The sequence below is a fragment of the Agromyces mediolanus genome (assembly GCF_014648575.1).
In the GTDB taxonomy this organism is placed as follows: domain Bacteria; phylum Actinomycetota; class Actinomycetes; order Actinomycetales; family Microbacteriaceae; genus Agromyces; species Agromyces mediolanus.
The window spans coordinates 35731-52646 of the sequence record NZ_BMRJ01000004.1 but is presented as its reverse complement, the minus strand read 5'-3'; the positions used below and the strand labels follow the sequence as shown (position 1 = coordinate 52646).

Genomic DNA, 16916 nt, shown 5'->3' with positions numbered 1-16916 from the left:
CGGCGAGGCGGGCGCCGGCGACGCAGGGGCCGACGCCGCCCCGCTCGGCGCGGCTCCGCCCGCCGGCGCGCTCGTGCAGCCGGCGAGGAGGCCCGCGAGAAGCGTCGCGGCGAGCAGCGGGCGGATGGCGCGGCGAATCGAGCGAGACGTGGTCACCGTCCCATCCTGCCGGGTTCCGAGCGACGGCGGCGACGCCGCCCTCGACCGTCAGCCCGGCCCGGTGAGGTGATCGAAGTCGCCGCGCGCCCAGGCGGCGTGCCTGACTGCCGAGGCGCGCAGTCGAGCCTTCCCCTCGGAGCGGATGGCGCCGCCGAAGTTGCCGTAGATGCGCTCGAACTCGTACCGCTCGACATGATCGGCGATCCGCAGCACGACGCCGGCCGACAGCGGGATCCGGTTCGGGTACGAGCGCATGAACGCGAGCGACTCCCCGTCGGGGTTGACCCCGATCGTGTCGCCGGTCAGCAGCACCCCGGCTCCATCCCGACCCGCCCAGTGCACCACGCAGCTGCCCGGGAAATGCCCGCCGGGCTGCGACGCCATGACGCCGGGGACGAGCTCGATCTCGCCGTCCCAGTACACGACCGGCTCCGGTGTGACGCCGAGCCACTCGCGGTCGACGTTCGAGACGTACACCGGCGCCCCGCCGAGCGCCCGCGACCACTGCGACTGCAGCCCGTACATGTGCGGGTGCGAGGCGATGATCGCGGCGAGCGGGCCGAGCGCGCGAACCGCCTCGACCGCGGGCTCGGTGATCGACGCCGGCACCTCCACCATCACGTTGCCGGCCTCCGTGACGACGACCTTGGCCTGCTGGTCGATGCCGGGGCCGCCCTCGACCGCGATCGACCACAGCCCGGGCTCGGTCTCGAAGACCCCGATGCCGCCGGCGAAGTCGGCGGGGTCGACCCAGTGCTGCCGCCGATCCGCGGCCAGGTACTGGCGTTCATCGGCGCAGATCGGACAGACCTCCGGCAGCGCCTCGGGGTCGTACTCGACGCCGCAGACGGCGCACTGCAGGACGGCTGGGTTCATGCGGGCTCCTCACCTCGCGCCCCAGTCTCCGACCTCAAGCGCACTCGAGGTCAAGCCGGCGTCTCACCGCCAGACCTCCACGAGCCGCATCGCGAGCGCGCGGTCGACGTCGGCCGGCACGGCGTGCGGGCCGGTGGACGGCGCCCGCCCCGTGGCGATCGCGGCGAGGCTCGCGGCCTGCAGCGAGAGGCCGAGGTCCATCGCCTGGATGGGGTTCCCGCTCGCGGCGACGAGGTTGATCATGCGCGTGCCATGCAGCACGACGATCTCGCGACCGTCGGGCATCCGGTAAAGCGTACGCGCCGAGGCCTCGCCGCCCGGGGCGGACAGCGAGCGCTGTTCGACGGCCGCCTCGGCGAGCGCGGCGAGGTCGAGTTCGTAGGGTTCGTGGCCGACCCCGGCGACGATGAGCCCGTCGGGCAGCAGTGGGAAGGCCTCGGCCGGCACGACCTCGGGATGCCCCGTCGCGAGGAAGAGCGCCTCCGAGCCCGGCAGCAGCTCCGCGAGCGGGCCCACCCGGTGGCCGTGCATGATCGCCTCGAGCGCCCGGTACGGGTCGGAGTCCACGACGCTGACCCGCGCGCCGAGGCGCTGCAGCGTGTCGGCGACGCCCTTGCCGCACGGCCCGTAGCCGATCACGGTCGCGCGGATGCCGGGCAGCATCGCGTTCGTCGCGTTCATGAAGCCCTGCACGATGCTCTGCCCCACCCCGAACTCGTTCTCGACGAGGAGCTTCAGCCGGCTGTCGTTGATCACGACGACCGGGAAGTCCGCGGCGACGTCGAGCTCGCGCAGCCGCCGCCCGCCGGTCGTCGTCTCCTCCGTCGCGCCGAGGAAGCCGGCCGCTCGCGGGCCGCCCCGCAGCACGAGCTCGATCATCTCGCCGCCGTTGTCGAGCAGCAGATCGGGCTCGGCGGCCACGACCCGCGCGACGTTGCGGGACTGCTCGGCCGGGTCATCCGTCCGCTCCCCCACGACGGTCGCCCCGAGCTCGGCGAGCGCCGCCGCCGTCTCGGGCACGGTGGTGCCGAGATTGCCGGTGATCGTGACGCGCGCGCCGACCCGGAGCAGCCACTGCACGAGCACGCCCGTCTTGGGCTCGGTGTGCAGGCAGATGCCGACATGGCGTCCGGCGAACGCCTCGGCGTGCTCGCGCATCGTCGCGGCGAGCACGGGCATCGAGCGGGCGGCCCAGTCGAGCGCGGGGAACCCGCTCGGCGGGAGGTGGAGCTCGGTCATCGTCGGGTCCTTTCCGATGAGCGAAACCTACCGCGCCGGCTCCCCGACCCGCACCCGGTAGCGGAGGTGCGTCGTGAGCGGCGACGCCTCGGCGGCCAGTTGCTCGACGCCGATCCTCGCGGCGTCGATCCGGTCGAAGAGGCGCACCCCGGTGCCGAAGAGCACCGGCGAGACGGCGAGGTGGAACTCGTCGACGAGCCCGGCGTTCAGCGCCTGCACGATCGTGTCCGCGCCGCCGGCGATCCGGACGTCGCGCGCGCCGGCGGCCGCACGAGCCTGCTCGACCGCGGACTCGATGCCGTCGGTGACGAAGAAGAAGGTGGTGCCGCCGGCGCGCACCCACGGCTCGCGCGGCGCGTGGGTCACCACGAACACCGGGGTGTGGAACGGCGGCTCCTCAGGCCACATCGCCTCGCCGGCGTCGAACATGCGCCGGCCCATGACGCTCGCACCGGTGCGCTCGAAGGTGGCGCGCACGAGGTCGTTGTCGCGTCCTTCCTCTCCCCCGGTGCCGAGCTGCAGGTTCTCGCGGAAGTGCTTCTGCCGGAACACCCACTGCTGCAGCTGCATCCACTGCCGGCCCATCAGCTCGTCGGCGGACGCCGGGGCGATGTAGCCGTCGAGCGACATCGAGACGCTGAAGAACACGGTGCCGGCCATCAGCGCGCCCGCTCCGTCCGGTCCGCCCGTTCGACGTAGGCGGCGAGTTCGGCAAGGGTCTGCCGGCCGCCCTCGACGGCGCCGTGCCGTTCGATCGCGGCATCGCGCAGCTCTCGACTCCGGAACACCGTCTGCATCCGCACCCTGGTGGCCCCTCCGAGCTCCTCGAAGCTCAGCACCGACTCGAAGGCCTCGGGATCGTCGCGGTGCTCGCCGTGGAGCATGGCGATCCGCTCCGGCGGGACGATCTCGGTCCAGCTGATCCACTCGGGATACTTCGTGCCGTCCGGCCCGTGCATCACGAACTCCCAGACCCCGCCCTCGCGGAACTCGAACGCGCGGGTGGTCGTCGTGAAGCCGTGCGGGCCCCACCACTGCGCCAGATGCGCCACCTCCGTGAAGGCCTCGAACACGAGGGCCCTCGGGGCGTCGATCAGGCGGGTGATGACGATCTCGCGGTCGGCCGTGGCCGACTCCGCACCGTTCGTCGCCGCATCGTCCGTCATTGCGCACTCCCGTTCCGCTTGAGGTCCTGCACGTACGCGTCGAGCCGCTCGAAGCTCTCGTTCCAGAACCGCTCGAATCCGCCCGCCCACTCGTGCACCGGCTCGAGACCGCGCGCGTCGAGCCGGTACACGCGCTGCCTGCCGTCGCGCCGGTCGTCCACGAGCCCCACCTCCCGCAGCACGCGGAGGTGCTTCGACGTCCCGGGCTGGCTCAGCCCGAGTTCCTCGGCGATGGCGGTCGCGGGGCGCTCGCCGTCGCGGAGCAGCAGCAGGATGTCTCGTCGCTGCGGTTCGGCGATGGCGTTGAAGACGTCGGAGGTCGTCGCTGCACGGGCCATCCCCGCATCATATTCCCATATGGGAAAGCAATGCAAGGACCACCGGGGCGGCACCCCCGCTCGCGCCGCGCCTGCGCGCCGCCCGCCGGCGAGGAGAGGAGGATCCGAGGCGTGGATCACCCCGGTTCACAGTTGAGTACTTTGCAATACGTACATATACGTCTATGCTCCTTTTCGTACGGTACGGATCAACGACGTTTCGGAGAGAACCCATGACCCCCAGCACTCCCCCAGCCGCCCAGATCGTCTGCGTCGGCAGCACGATGGTCGACCTCATCTCGTATCTCGAACGGATGCCCGCGCAGGGCGAGACCGTCTTCGGACGCGGCTTCGCCCAGGGCTTCGGCGGCAAGGGCGCGAACCAGGCCGTGATGGCGGCGCTCCTCGGCAGCCGCGTGGTGATGGTGAACACCGTCGCCACGGACTCCTTCGGGCGCGACACCATCGAGAACTTCCGCTCCTTCGGGATCGACGTCGAGCACATGGCGCAGGCGCCGGACAGCTACAGCGGCGTCGCCAATGTGATGGTCGACCCGAGCGGCGACAACCGCATCATCCTCGGCGCCGGCGCGAACGAGCTCATGACGCTCGAGCAGGTCGACGGCGCGTTCGCCGCGAACCCCGCGCCGGCGCTCGTGCTCAGCCAGCTCGAGGTGCCGCAGCCGATCATCGAGCGCGGCTTCCGGCACGGCAAGGACGCCGGCGCGATCACGGTGCTGAACCCGGGGCCGGCGGCCCCGGTCGCGCCGGGTCTGCTCGCCCTCACCGACTGGCTCATCCCGAACGAGACGGAGTTCGCGCTGCTGTTCGAGGCGGAGTTCGGCCGGGCCCCCGAGGACATGACGACGGACGGCGCGGCCTTCGCCGCCCGCCTCGGGGTGCGCCTCGTGATCACCCTCGGCGAGGACGGCGCCAACCTCGTGCACGAGGACGGCAGCGTCCAGCACTTCCCCGCCCCGGTCGTCGACGCGGTCGACACGACGGGAGCCGGCGACGCGTTCTGCGGCGGATTCGCGCACGGCCTGGCCGCCGGCCTCGATCCGATCGCCTCGATCGAGCTGGCCGTCGTCGTCTCGGCCGACTCGGTCACCCGGCGCGGCACCCAGGCCTCCTACGCGCGCGACGAGGCGCTGCAGCGGCTGCTCGCCGAGGGGGTCGCCCGATGACCGGCCACTGGCGCGCCTACGCGGGCGAGGCGCTCGGCACCTTCGCGATCGTCCTGCTCGGCTGCTCCGGCGTCGCCGTGGCGATCCTGCTCGCCCAGGTCGCGGACCTCGTCTCGATGGGCATCATCTGGGGCTCGGCCGTCGCGATCGCCGTCTGGCTCGCCGCGACGTTCTCGGGCGCCCACCTGAACCCCGCCGTCACGCTCGCCTTCGCCATCGCGGGCAAGCACTCCTGGCGACTCGTCCCCGGCTACTGGATCTCGCAGATCGCCGGCGCGCTCGTCGGCGCCTCCGTCGTCATGCTCTGGTTCGGCGGGACCCTGCGGCAGTGGATGGCCGAGCAGGGCATCGCGAAGGGCGCGCCGGGCGCGGAGGCGGCCGCGATGGTCTTCGTGCCCTACTCGCCGAACCCCGCGATCATCGGCACCGACGCCGCCGCCTACGAGGCGGTCCCCGTCGGCGTCGGCTTCTCCGTCGAGCTCATCGCGACGGCGGTGCTGATCCTCTTCGTCGTCATCATCTCGCACCGGCGGACGGTGAACGCGCCGGTGTCGTGGGCCTTCCCGCTCGCGATCGGCGTGCTCATCCTGATGCTCACGGTCGCCACCGGTGCGCTCTCGATGACCTCGCTGAACCCGGCGCGCGACCTCGGCCCCCGACTGCTGCTGCTCCTCGACGGCTGGGGCGCGAACGCGTTCCCCGGGCCGCGCGACGGGCTCTCGCTGCTCATCACCGTGGGCGCCCCGATGCTAGCCGGCGCCGTGATGGGCCTCGTGCTGCGGTTCGGCCTGGACCGCGCACTCGACCGACGAACGACCGACGAGCCGGCGGAGCAGACCGCCGACGTCATCTGAAAGGCAGGGAATGAACACGCTGACGACCGCACCGAACGGAGTGGACCGACGACTCGCGCGCGTGCTCGGCGATGACGGGCGCGCCCTCATCGTCGGCTACGACCACGCCGTCTCGGCGGGCACCAGCGGCGGGTACCTCGGCGGCCTCCGCCAGCTCGCGCACGCGAGCTGGCGGGGCGGCGCCGACGGCCTGCAGATGGGGCTGCACTCGGCCAAGACCCTCGACCCGGAGGTGCACGGCTCCCCCACGACGGGCCTCGTGCTGCGGGTGGACCGCTCGCCCGTGACCGACGACCCGCACGAGCGGCTCGAGGCATCCGCCCACTGGGCCGGCGCGGAGCAGGTCGTCCGCGCCGGCGGCGACTGCGCCGTGGTCTTCCTCATCTACGACGTGCGGGCGCCGCGGGTCGTCGACATCGGCGCCGAACGCACCGGGGCGCTCGCGCGCGAGTGCGAGCGCCTCGGACTGCCGCTCATGGTCGAGGTGATGGCGAAGGCCGCCGACGTCGACGACGCGGCGCTCTCGCAGATCATGATCGACGGCACCCGGGTCGCTTTCGAGCTCGGCGCCGACCTCGTGAAGATCGACCGGACGCCCTCCCGCGCGGCGCTCGCCGACCTCGTCGCGGCCGTGCCGGTGCCGGTCCTGCTGCGGGGCGGGCCCCCGCGCAACGGCCCCGCCGCCACGATCGCGGATCTCGAGGCATGCCTCGACGCGGGCATGGCGGGCGCGGTCTACGGGCGCACGGTCTGGCAAGATGAGGATCCGGAAGGGATCACTCGCGAGCTGCGATCGGTCATCCATGGTCGGTGATCCGTAGGGCTCCACGCGCAGGAACGAGACGCTTTGACCGTGCCCCAGCTGGACCCGCTGATCCGTGACACCGCCTGGGCGCTGCACGATCAGATCAGCGACCAGATCCGCCGGAACATCACGAGCGGCGCCTGGCCGCAGAACTACAAGCTCCACGCCGAGTCCGATCTCGCCGAGGAGCTCGATGTGAGCCGGGGCACGGTCAGGCGCGCACTCCGCACGCTCATCGACGAGGGGCTCCTCCGCCAGATCCAGGGCCGCGGCACCTTCGTCGCGGCGGGCGAGCTGCAGCAGGACTTCAGCAATCCGCTCCGCTCGATGGCCGAGGAGCTGCAGGCGCAGCGCATCGACTTCACGACCGCCCTCGTCTCGGCGGAGCGGGTCGCCGTCCCCGCGGGCGTGGCCGGACTGCTCGAGCTCTCGCCCGGTACGCCGACGTGGAAGCTCGTGCGCGTCCGCAGCAACGCCGACGGCGAGCCGATCATGGTGCTGGAGAACTGGATCAGCACCGCGGCGCTGCCCGAGCTCGACGAGGGCGCGGTGCTCGGCAAGGGGCTCTTCCGGCACCTCGAGGAGGATGCCGGCATGCGAATCACCCTCGGTCGCCGCATCGTCGGCGCCACCGCGCCGACGCCGCAGTTGTCCGAACTGCTGCGCGTTCCGGCGGGCGAGCCGCTGCTGCACGTCGAGCAGACCACCTACACGCGCGGAGACCGCCCGGTGGAGTACTCGAACGTGTGGATGCCGCCCTCGCGAATCCGGCTCACCTCGCTCGTCCGCCGGAGCTGATCGCCGACGCGCCGGCGCCCTCGTCCGCTCGGCGCTGATCGCCCGCGCGCGAGGAGACGATCCAGATCCCCGCGGTGACGATCGCGCACACCGCGATGCCGAGCAGCTGGCGCGGCGAGCCCTCGGCGTCGGGGTCGGCGACGCGGTGGTCGCCGCCGAGCCACACCGTGACCACGATGGCGGCGAGGTTGTTCGCGGCGTGCATGATGCTCGCCGACTCCACGCCGCCCGTGCGCCAGGTGACGAGCGACGCCGCCACGCCGAAGGCGAGGTAGAAGGCGAGCCGCCACGGATCCGCCGTGCCGTGGAACGCCGCGAAGAGCACCGCGGTGACGAGCAGGCTCATCGCGAGGCTCACGATGCTCGGGCCGAACCAGGTGGCGACCGAGCGCGTGAGCAGCCCCCGGAACAGGTACTCCTCGGCCATGGACTGCAGCGGGGCGAGAAGGAGCGCGAGGAGGATGGCCGTTCCCATCGCGAGCGAGGTCGCGGGCGGCGCCGGCGCGCCGTCGAGCACCCAGTCGGCGGCACCGAGCAGCGCGAACGCGGGCACCACGACGAGCGCGGCCCGGCCCGCCACGGCCCACCGGAACCTCCCGGCGACCGAGTGCAGCCAACGACCCGGAACCCCGAAGCACACCCGCTGCACGAGGAAGACGAACGGCAGCACCGCGGCGATCGTGAGGAACGAGAGCGGCAGCCGCGCATCCGGGAAGCCCGCCGCGACGATCGCGGGCACGACCCAGCCGCCCATCGCTGCCGCGAGGCCGAAGTAGATCGCGAGGATCGCGACGGCGGCGACGGCACCGCGCAGACCGGAACGGCGGATGCCCCGGAAGAACTCGTGGTACTCGCGCGCTTCCGGGGCCATCCCTCCAGTCTCACATCAGCGGGGGCGGAGCGCGCCCGCCGTCGCCGTCGCCGTCGCCGTCGCCGTCGCCGATCGAGTCTGCATCCCTCGAACTGGGGATGCGGAACCGGAGGCACCCGGCCGTATGCTTCCGGACGGCGCTCGACCCGCGGGCGTGGGAAGGCGGCATGGTGAAGCTCCGTCGGCGCATGCGGACCACGATGGCGGGGCTCGCCCTCGGCATCGGCACGGTGCTCGCTGGCACGGCCGCGGCGGCGGCCGGCGCCCCGAGCGCCCCGGCGGATCCGCCCGTCACCGCCACTGCCTCGGCCGGCGCCCACGGCAGCCCCCTGCGCCTGACCTCGGGGCGGGTGATCGCGACGGTCGAGTTCGACCTCGAGCTCTCGACCACCGAACGGCTCACCGCGTACTGCGTGGAACTGCACATCCCCTTCGACGCCCGGCGCCAGCTGGTCGAGACGCCGTGGGCGCAGTTCCCCGACCCCGCCTCGCCGGCGGTCGACCACGAGGACGAGATCGCGCAGGCGCTCGCCCTCGGCTATCCCGCGACCTCGCTCGCGACGCTGCAGGCGATCGATGCGCCCTGGGCCGCCGCACTGACGGAGGCGCAGGCGATCGCCGGCACGCAGCTCGCCGTCTGGTACCTCAGCGACGCGGCCGAGGTCACGAACATCACCGATGCCGCGGTCATCCAGCTCGCCGGCCACCTCCGGGACGCGGCCGTCGCCGCCGCGGCCACCGCCCGCGCCGGCCGACCCACGGCGAGCGTCTCCCCGGCCTCGGCGACGGGGCAGGCCGGTGAACGGCTCGGCCCGTTCCAGCTCTCCACCGACCATGCCGCCTCGAGTACCGTCGTGCGCGAGCTGCCGTCAACCGTCCGGCTCGTGGATGCCGGCGGCGACGAGCCCACCGACGGCGAACTGGCCGCGGGCGTGCCGTTCTGGTTCGATGTCCCGGCCGCCGCCCCGGCCGGTTCGGCCTCGGTCGCCCTCACCGCCGTCGGCTCCCCCGAGCCCGCCACGCGACTCTTCACGCCGGAGCAGTCCACGCCCGCGGCGCAGGCCCTGGTCGCGCCCGGCACTCGCACGCCCAGCGCCACCGTCGACGCCGTCGCGAGCTGGCGGGCGCAGGATGTTGCGCCGGGCTTCACGACCCCGCCGGGTGCCACCGTCGTCGCCGGCGGGCCGTTCGAGCACCGCTTCGAGGCGAGCGGATCCCCGCGGCCCGCATTCTCGGCCGGCCCCCTCCCGCCGGGCTTCACCCTCGACGCGGACAGCGGCGTGCTCCGCGGGACGGCTCCCACCGCGGCGGGCGAGTACCCGGTCGAGGTCACCGCCGCGAACGGCGTCGGCACGGCCGCCGGGCAGCGCTTCGTCCTGCGCGTGGAGCCCGGGCCGGCATCGACCGTCGCCGCGACGCCCTCGGCGACGAGCGTGCCCGTGCGCGGCTCGGTCGACCTCACCGTCGACGCCCGCGACGCCTTCGGCAACCCGATCCCGGATGCGGCCTCCCGCGCCGTCGTGACGAGCGACCACCCTCGCGACGTCATCGACGGCACCCGGGTGACCTTCCCGTCGGCGAGCCCCCACGTCCTCACGGTGAGCGTCGACGGCGTCTCGACGACGGTGCGGATCGAGGTCGTCCCCGATCCTGCGCCCGCCGCACCGCGCGCCCCCCTCGCGGCGACCGGCGTCCACGTGGCCTCGACGGCCGGTGCCGCCGCCCTCGCGCTCGCGCTGGGCCTCGTCGGCCTCCTCGGCGTGCACCTCGCTGCGCGGCGACGACGCGTCGACGGCTAGCCCGGCTCCTCGGCACCGAGGAGCGCGCTGGCTGCCGAGGACGCTGCTGCCCATCGTCTTCGCCCCGGCCGGCGACGTCGTGATCGCCGAGCCGGTCGCGCCCAGCGTGCTCCGGGTGAGGCGCCCGGCCGCGCCGCCGCCTAGAGCTCCTTGACGAGGCTGACCGAGCGCTGCGACTCGCGGAAGCCGAGCCCTTCGTAGAGCCCGACGGCCCCGGTCGGGCTCTCGGCGTCGACGTCGAGCACGGCGAGCGCGAACCCGGCGTCGCGGTAGACGCGCATGGCATCCGCGAGGAGCGCCGACGCGAGCCCCCGACCGCGCCATTCCGCCCGGACGCCGAGGGCGTCGATGTAGGCGAACGAACCGCCCCGCAGCGCCCACTCCTGCTCCGACACGGTGACGATGACGAACCCGACGACGAGGTCGCGGCCGGCCTCGTCCGACGCGACCAGGACGCGCGAGAGCTCGGGCCGGGAGGACTCCAGGCGCTCGTCGGCGTCCCATTCCCTCGCCGTCGCGGGCTGACTCCCCCAGTGGTCCTCGAACGCGGCGTTGTACGCCAAGCGGGTCTCCTCGCGCCAGTCCAGGTACGGTTCGAGCCGCACGCCTTCCGGCAGCGGCCGTCGAGGGATCGGCTCCCCGAGGTCGCGTTCGAGTTCGAGCCACCACCGGGTGGGCGCGTATCCGTGGCGCTCGAACAGCGCGATCGCGTCCGTCACGTGCTCCTCGGTGCCCGCCGCCAGCCACGCCGGCAGGCGCTCCTCGGACGAGCCGAGCAACTGCCGGCCTCGGGCCTCCTGCCAGGCGAGCAGCGCGGTGCCGATGCCTGCTCGCCGGCGCGCGGGATGCACCGTCCCGTCGAGGGTGATCCAGACGACGGTGCGGTGCTCCTCACCGGCGATCACCGCGCCGTACGCGACGATCCGTCCGCCCGGCTCGACGCCGACGATCGTGTCGAGGGCGAGGTCCACCGTCGGCATCTCGAGCAGCTGGGCGACCTCGTCCTCCGCCACCACGACGGTCGGATGGTCGAGCCGCCCGGCCTCCGCGAACAGCTCCGTGATCGCGGGGACGTCCTCGGCGGTCATCGGGCGCCACTCGAGCCCGCCGACACCGTCGAGCACGACCGGCTCGAGGAGTTCGACGCGGTCGCGCAACGGCCGGAGGTCAGGAGGGGTGGATTGGATCACTGTTCGACGCTATGCCGTGGGGAGGGGCTCGGACATCCGCCGCCGGAGGGATCCGGCCCCTCCATGATCGTCCCGCGGTACCACGCGCCGGCCCGAGCCGGACGTCATCACCGCGGATGACCCGGGTCATCCGGGCGTCGGACGCGGCCCGCTCCGGCCGCGTCGAAGCTGAGCCGGTGACCCCCCTCGACGTGCTGCTCGCGCTCACCACGCCGCTCCTGCTGGCCTCGTCCGCGCTGCCGCGGCGCACCCGCCCCGTCGGCGTCGCAGCTTCCGCCGCCGTCAGCGCGGCGCTCGTGCTCACCGCGCTCGTCCTCGACGGCGTGCGCTGGCCGACCGCGGTGCTCGCCGCCGCCGCGGTGCTCGCCCTCGCCGTGGCCCTCGCACGGCTCCGCCCGCCGAGGCGACCACGGCGCCGCGCGGCGACCGTGCTCGCCCGGCTCGGCGGTGCGACGGCCGGCACCCTCGCCGTGCTGCTCGCGCTCGGCGCCACGGGCGCGAACTGGGCGCTGCCGAGGTTCTCCCTGCCCGCACCGAGCGGACCGCACGCCGTCGCGGAGACCACGCTGCAGTGGGAACGACCGCACCCCGGCCCGAGTCCCCGCACCATCGTGGGTCGGCTCTGGTACCCGACCGTGCAGCGCCCGGACCCCGGCGGCGTCGCCTACCTCGGCCGCGACGCCGGGGAGTCGACGATCGTCGCGGCGGCGCTCGCCGAGGACTTCGGCGCGCCCGCGTTCCTGTTCGACGAGGTCGCGCGCGGGCGAGTCCCGGCCGCCGCCGATGCGATGCCCTCGCCGGGCCGATGGCCGGTCATCGTGCTCTCTCCCGGGCTCGGCGGCGTCCGCGCGCAGAACACCTCGCTCGCGATGGAGCTCGCGAGCCACGGCTACGCCGTCCTCGCCATCGACCACCCGGGCGACAGCTCGGCGACGGTGCTCGAGGACGGCACCGTCGTGCGCAGCAATCTCGCCGACGACCCGGCCACCGCCGACGCCCTCATCGGCGAATGGGCGCTCCGGCGGGCGGCCGACCTCTCCTCGGCGCTCGACGAGCTCGAGCGGATCGCCGAGGGTGCGCGGACGGACGCGGCAGGACGGCGCCTGGCGGGCGCCCTCGACCCGGCACGGGCGATCGCGGCCGGGCATTCCCTCGGCGGCGCCTCCGCCATCCTCGCCGCCGGCCTCGATCCTCGCTTCGCCGCCGCCGTCGACCTGGACGGCTACCCGTGGCTCGCGGAGACGCTGGGCGCGCTGCCGCCGGTGCTCGCGCTCGTCGCGGGCGAGGGCACGGGCGACGCCGAGGCCGACGACCGCTACCGCGCGGCGCTCGACGCCATGCTCGCCGCGTCGAGCGCCCCGCAACGCGTCGAGGTCGCCGGGGCCTCGCACCTCGGCTTCACCGATGCCCCCGCCTATCTCCCACCGCTGCCCGAACTCGTCGGCGGCAGCGGGCGCGACGGAGCGAACGCGGAGTCGGCCGAGGCGATCCTGGCGTTCGCCGCTCGGGTCCTGCACGGCTGAGCCGCCGGCGCTCCGCCGACGTTCCCCGAGTGCCGCCACCCCTTGACAGCCCGGAAACCGAGTGCTTCACTCTTCTCACTCATTGGAATCAAGTTTCCGCTTTGCGAAATCAGATTCCTCCGGCAGGGTCGCCGGCCTCGCGTCGGCGACCCTGCCGCCTCGGTCCGTTCCCCACACGGCCCCGGTGAAGACACATGCGACATCGCATCAACGGCAACCGACAGCAGAGGAACCATGGGACGCACACGATCGGCCGCGAAGGCCACCCCCACGAGGCCCGAAGACACGAAGCTCGGCCTCGGCCCGACCTTCGCCTACGGGCTCCAGCACGTGCTCACGATGTACGGCGGCATCATCGCCCCGCCGCTCGTCATCGGCCAGGCCGCCGGCCTCAGCCAGCTGGAGATCGGCGTGCTCATCGCGAGCGCGCTCTTCATCGGCGGCCTCGCCACCATCCTGCAGACCATCGGCATCCCGTTCTTCGGCTCGCAGCTGCCGCTCGTGCAGGGCGTCTCGTTCGCCGGCGTCGCGACGATGCTCGCGATCCTCTCCGGCGGTGGCGGACTGCCGGCGGTGTTCGGCGCCATCCTCGCGTCGGCGGTCATCGGCATCCTCATCGCGCCGTTCTTCGCGATGATCGTGAAGTTCTTCCCGCCCGTCGTGACCGGAGTCGTGATCACCTCGATCGGCCTGACGCTGATCCCGGTGGCGGGGACCTGGGCGATGGGCGGCGCCGGCGCACCCGACTTCGGCGACCCGGCGAACCTCGGCCTCGCCGGCGTGGCGCTGCTCATCATGGTGCTGCTGACGAAGTTCGGCACCCCGGCACTCGCCCGCCTCGCCATCCTGCTCTCCCTCGTGCTCGCGACCGTGGTGGCCGCGTTCTTCGGCCGCGTCGACTTCGCCGGCGCCCTCGAGGGACCGATCTTCGCCGTGCCGATGCCGTTCCAGTTCGGCCTGCCGACCTTCGAGCCCGCGGCGATCATCTCCATGCTCATCGTCGTGCTCGTCACCTTCACGGAGACGACCGCCGACATCCTCGCGGTCGGCGAGGTCGTCGGCACGAAGGTCGACTCCAAGCGGATCGCGGCGGGCCTGCGCGCCGACATGCTCTCGAGCGCGGTCTCGCCGATCTTCAACTCGTTCACGCAGAGTGCGTTCGCGCAGAACGTTGGACTCGTCGCCATCACCAAGGTGAAGAGCCGCTACGTCGTCGCCGCGGGCGGCGTCGTGCTCGTGCTGCTCGGCGTGCTGCCCGTGCTCGGCCGGATCGTCGCGGCCATCCCGACGCCCGTGCTCGGCGGCGTCGGCGTGGCCCTGTTCGGCACGGTCGCGGCGAGCGGCATCGCGACGCTCTCGAAGGTCGACTACAGGAACAACCTGAACCTCATCATCGTCGCGATCTCGCTCGCCTTCGGCATGCTGCCCGTCGTGCTGCCGGCGATCTACGACGCATTCCCGACCTGGTTCCAGATCATCTTCCACTCCGGGATCAGCTCGGCGACGATCATGGCCGTGCTGCTCAACGTGCTGTTCAACCACGTCGTGCGGCGCTCGAACTCGCGCGGCGATCGTTCGACCTTCGTCGCGGCGCCGACACGCCTGGTGCCCGAGGAGGCGCTCACTGCGCTCGAGGAGGGCGACTACTACGTCGGCGGCAAGCTGATCGACAAGGACGGCGCCGAGGTGAGGATCGTGCCCACCGGCTCGATCCCCGCTGTCGACCCCGAGCGTCCCTAGCCCCGGAGCGCGCCCGCGTCAGCGCACGACGTGCATGGCGCGGGCCGCGTCGGTGAGCGAGCCCGAGAGCGAGGGGTACACCGGGAAGGCCTCGGCGAACTGGTCGACCGTGAGGCGGTGCTCCACGGCGAGCGCGAGCGGGAAGATCAGCTCCGACGCCTTCGGGGCGACGATCACGCCGCCGATGATCGCGCCGGAGCCTGCGGAGGCGAAGAGCTTCACGAAACCGTCGCGGATGCCCATCATCTTCGCGCGCGGGTTCGAGGCGAGCGGCAGCTTGTACACGGTGCCGGGCACGACGCCCTCCTCGATCTCCTTCTGCGTCCAGCCGACGGTCGCGATCTCGGGCTGGGTGAAGATGTTCGACGTGATGTTGCGGTTCTCGGGCGGGTTCACGACGTCGCCCATCGCGTGGAACACGGCCGTGCGGCCCTGCATCGAGGCGACCGAGGCGAGCGGGAGGAACGTCGTGCAGTCGCCGGCGGCGTAGATGTTCGGCATCGAGGTGCGGGCGACCCGGTTCACCCGGATGTGCCCGGACTCGGTGAGCTGCACGCCGGCCTCCTCGAGGCCGATGCCCTGCGTGTTCGGCACCGAGCCGACGGCCATCAGGCAGTGCGAGCCGCGCACCTCGCGCCCGTCGGTGAGCGTCGCGACGACCGAATCGCCGTCGCGCACCACGGACTCGGCGCGGGACTTGTTCATGACCTTCATGCCGTTGCGGGTGAAGACCTTCTCGATGACGGCGGCGGCGTCGGCGTCCTCGCCGGGCAGCACCTGGTCGCGGCTCGAGATGAGCGTCACCTTGGCGCCGAGCGCGCGGTACGCCGAGGCGAACTCCGCGCCCGTGACGCCGGAGCCGACGACGATGAGGTGCTCGGGGATCTGCTGCAGGTGGTAGAGCTGCGTCCAGGTGAGGATGCGTTCGCCGTCCGGCACGGCGGTGGGCAGCACGCGCGGCGTGGCGCCGACCGAGATGACGAGGGTGTCCGCCTCGATGCGGTCGAAGTCGGTGCCGCCCTTCGAGGTCGACACGATGACGGCGTTGGCCCCGTCGAGCCGACCCTCGCCCTGCACGAGGTGCACGCCCGCCTCGATGAGGTTCGAGCGCATGTCCTCCGACTGCTGGGCGGCGAGGCCGAGCAGGCGCTTGTTCACGGCGGCGAGGTTGATGGCGACCTTGGGCTTCACGGCCTTCTCGGACTCGCCCTTCGCGTAGAACTGCACGCCGAGGTCGGCGGCCTCCTTCACGGCGTTCGAGGCCTCGGCCGTCGCGATGAGCGACTTCGAGGGGACCACGTCGGTGAGCACGGCCGAGCCGCCCACGCCGGCCCGTTCGATGAGCGTGACTTCGGCGCCGAGCTGCGCCGCGGCGAGCGCCGCCTCGTACCCGCCGGGACCGCCGCCGAGGACAGCGATTCTCTGGGTGCGCTCGAATTCATAGGCCATGCTCAATATTCTGGCGCAGGCCGCGAAAGGGCAGCAAACGAGCAGGCGGATGCCACGGCCCTCCGCGCTGATTAGCATGGTGGGATGACCGAGCAGAACCCCCTCGACGATCCCGCCGCCGACCCTTTCGTGGTGGCCCAGCAGGCGGCCGACCGCATCGCCGAGCTCACCGGGGTCGCCCGGCACGACCTGGCCCTCACCCTCGGCTCCGGCTGGGGCAAGGCCGCCGAGATCATCGGCGAGACGACGCACACCATCCCGGCGACCGAGGTGCCCGGCTTCTCGAAGCCCGCGCTCGAGGGCCACGTCGGCACGCTGCGCTCGGTGCTGCTGCCGAACGGCAAGCGGGCCCTCGTGATCGGCGCGCGCACCCACTACTACGAGAACCACGGCGTGCGCCGGGTCGTGCACTCGGTGCGCACCGCCGCCGCGACCGGTGCGAAGACGATGATCCTCACGAACGGCGCCGGCGGCATCAAGTCGCACTGGAAGCCGGGCACTCCCGTGCTGATCAGCGACCACATCAACCTGACCGCCGACTCGCCGCTCGAGGGCGCGACGTTCATCGACCTCACCGACCTGTACTCGACGCGCCTGCGCGAGCTCGCCCGCTCGATCTCGCCCGAGCTCGACGAGGGCGTCTACTGCCAGTTCCGCGGCCCGCACTACGAGACGCCGGCCGAGGTGCAGATGGCGAAGACCATCGGCGGCCACATCGTCGGCATGTCGACCGCGCTCGAGGCCATCGCCGCGCGCCAGTCCGGCATGGAGGTGCTCGGCATGAGCCTCATCACCAACCTCGCCGCCGGCATCCAGACCACCCCGCTCAGCCACGAGGAGGTCATCGAGGCGGGCCGCGAGGCCGAGCCCGTGATCTCCAAGCTCCTCGCGGACATCGTCGCCGCGATCTGAGCCCAGCGCCGCCCTGTTGGCGGCTCCGGCG

At 72.8% G+C, this 16916-nt stretch carries 16 protein-coding genes; 8 read left to right on the top strand and 8 right to left on the bottom strand.

All coding sequences use genetic code 11. From position 1 onward, the window contains the following. Positions 1-207: 207 nt before the first annotated feature. From IEY71_RS15330 to IEY71_RS15310, 5 genes are all read right to left on the bottom strand, one after another. Positions 208-1035 (bottom strand): hydrolase, encoded by an 828-nt coding sequence (locus IEY71_RS15330; RefSeq protein WP_189086246.1) that lies wholly within the window; start codon positions 1033-1035, stop codon positions 208-210. Positions 1036-1098: 63 nt separating this feature from the next. After that, entirely contained in the window at positions 1099-2274 is a 1176-nt protein-coding gene (locus IEY71_RS15325; RefSeq protein ID WP_189086245.1) for an adenosylhomocysteinase, read from the bottom strand. 27 nt (positions 2275-2301) lie between these two features. Next, the gene (locus IEY71_RS15320) at positions 2302-2934 is read right to left on the bottom strand and encodes a dihydrofolate reductase family protein (protein WP_189086244.1); all 633 of its coding nucleotides are present in this window, start codon (positions 2932-2934) and stop codon (positions 2302-2304) included. Further along, positions 2934-3440, bottom strand: a complete 507-nt coding sequence (locus IEY71_RS15315) for an SRPBCC family protein (protein ID WP_189086243.1) — start codon at positions 3438-3440, stop codon at positions 2934-2936. Before IEY71_RS15315 ends, IEY71_RS15320 begins: the two co-directional genes overlap by 1 nt. Beyond that, complete coding sequence (locus IEY71_RS15310) at positions 3437-3778, bottom strand: ArsR/SmtB family transcription factor (RefSeq protein WP_189086242.1); 342 nt, start codon at positions 3776-3778, stop codon at positions 3437-3439. The genes IEY71_RS15315 and IEY71_RS15310 overlap by 4 nt, the downstream gene beginning before the upstream one ends. 212 nt (positions 3779-3990) lie before the next feature. Between IEY71_RS15310 and IEY71_RS15305 the strand changes: the two genes are divergently transcribed. From IEY71_RS15305 to IEY71_RS15290, 4 genes are read left to right on the top strand one after another with little or no spacing between them, the layout of a single operon-like run. Further along, the gene (locus tag IEY71_RS15305) at positions 3991-4944 is read left to right on the top strand and encodes a ribokinase (protein WP_189086241.1); all 954 of its coding nucleotides are present in this window, start codon (positions 3991-3993) and stop codon (positions 4942-4944) included. After that, on the top strand, positions 4941-5798 hold the full coding sequence (locus IEY71_RS15300) for an MIP/aquaporin family protein (protein ID WP_189086240.1): 858 nt from the start codon (positions 4941-4943) through the stop codon (positions 5796-5798). Before IEY71_RS15305 ends, IEY71_RS15300 begins: the two co-directional genes overlap by 4 nt. A gap of 10 nt (positions 5799-5808) precedes the next feature. After that, the gene (locus IEY71_RS15295) at positions 5809-6612 is read left to right on the top strand and encodes a class I fructose-bisphosphate aldolase (RefSeq protein ID WP_189086239.1); all 804 of its coding nucleotides are present in this window, start codon (positions 5809-5811) and stop codon (positions 6610-6612) included. 39 nt (positions 6613-6651) lie between these two features. Continuing rightward, a complete protein-coding gene (locus IEY71_RS15290) occupies positions 6652-7401 on the top strand; it encodes a GntR family transcriptional regulator (protein ID WP_189086238.1) in 750 nt (249 codons plus the stop codon). Here the strand turns inward: IEY71_RS15290 and IEY71_RS15285 are convergent. Then, entirely contained in the window at positions 7376-8272 is an 897-nt protein-coding gene (locus tag IEY71_RS15285; protein ID WP_189086237.1) for a CPBP family intramembrane glutamic endopeptidase, read from the bottom strand. The genes IEY71_RS15290 and IEY71_RS15285 overlap by 26 nt on opposite strands. Before the next feature lie 167 nt (positions 8273-8439). Between IEY71_RS15285 and IEY71_RS15280 the strand changes: the two genes are divergently transcribed. Then, positions 8440-10071 (top strand): Cys-Gln thioester bond-forming surface protein, encoded by a 1632-nt coding sequence (locus IEY71_RS15280; RefSeq protein WP_189086236.1) that lies wholly within the window; start codon positions 8440-8442, stop codon positions 10069-10071. 140 nt (positions 10072-10211) lie between these two features. Here IEY71_RS15280 and IEY71_RS15275 read toward each other — a convergent pair whose 3' ends face one another. Then, a complete protein-coding gene (locus IEY71_RS15275) occupies positions 10212-11261 on the bottom strand; it encodes a GNAT family N-acetyltransferase (RefSeq protein WP_229781791.1) in 1050 nt (349 codons plus the stop codon). 176 nt (positions 11262-11437) lie between these two features. Between IEY71_RS15275 and IEY71_RS15270 the strand changes: the two genes are divergently transcribed. Further along, positions 11438-12784, top strand: a complete 1347-nt coding sequence (locus IEY71_RS15270) for an alpha/beta hydrolase family protein (RefSeq protein ID WP_189086235.1) — start codon at positions 11438-11440, stop codon at positions 12782-12784. A gap of 234 nt (positions 12785-13018) precedes the next feature. Further along, the gene (locus tag IEY71_RS15265) at positions 13019-14524 is read left to right on the top strand and encodes a nucleobase:cation symporter-2 family protein (RefSeq protein WP_189086234.1); all 1506 of its coding nucleotides are present in this window, start codon (positions 13019-13021) and stop codon (positions 14522-14524) included. Positions 14525-14542: 18 nt separating this feature from the next. Here IEY71_RS15265 and IEY71_RS15260 read toward each other — a convergent pair whose 3' ends face one another. Then, complete coding sequence (locus IEY71_RS15260; RefSeq protein WP_189086233.1) at positions 14543-15973, bottom strand: NAD(P)H-quinone dehydrogenase; 1431 nt, start codon at positions 15971-15973, stop codon at positions 14543-14545. Positions 15974-16057: 84 nt separating this feature from the next. Between IEY71_RS15260 and IEY71_RS15255 the strand changes: the two genes are divergently transcribed. Continuing rightward, the gene (locus IEY71_RS15255; protein ID WP_189086232.1) at positions 16058-16885 is read left to right on the top strand and encodes a purine-nucleoside phosphorylase; all 828 of its coding nucleotides are present in this window, start codon (positions 16058-16060) and stop codon (positions 16883-16885) included. The last annotated feature ends 31 nt before the right edge of the window (positions 16886-16916 follow it).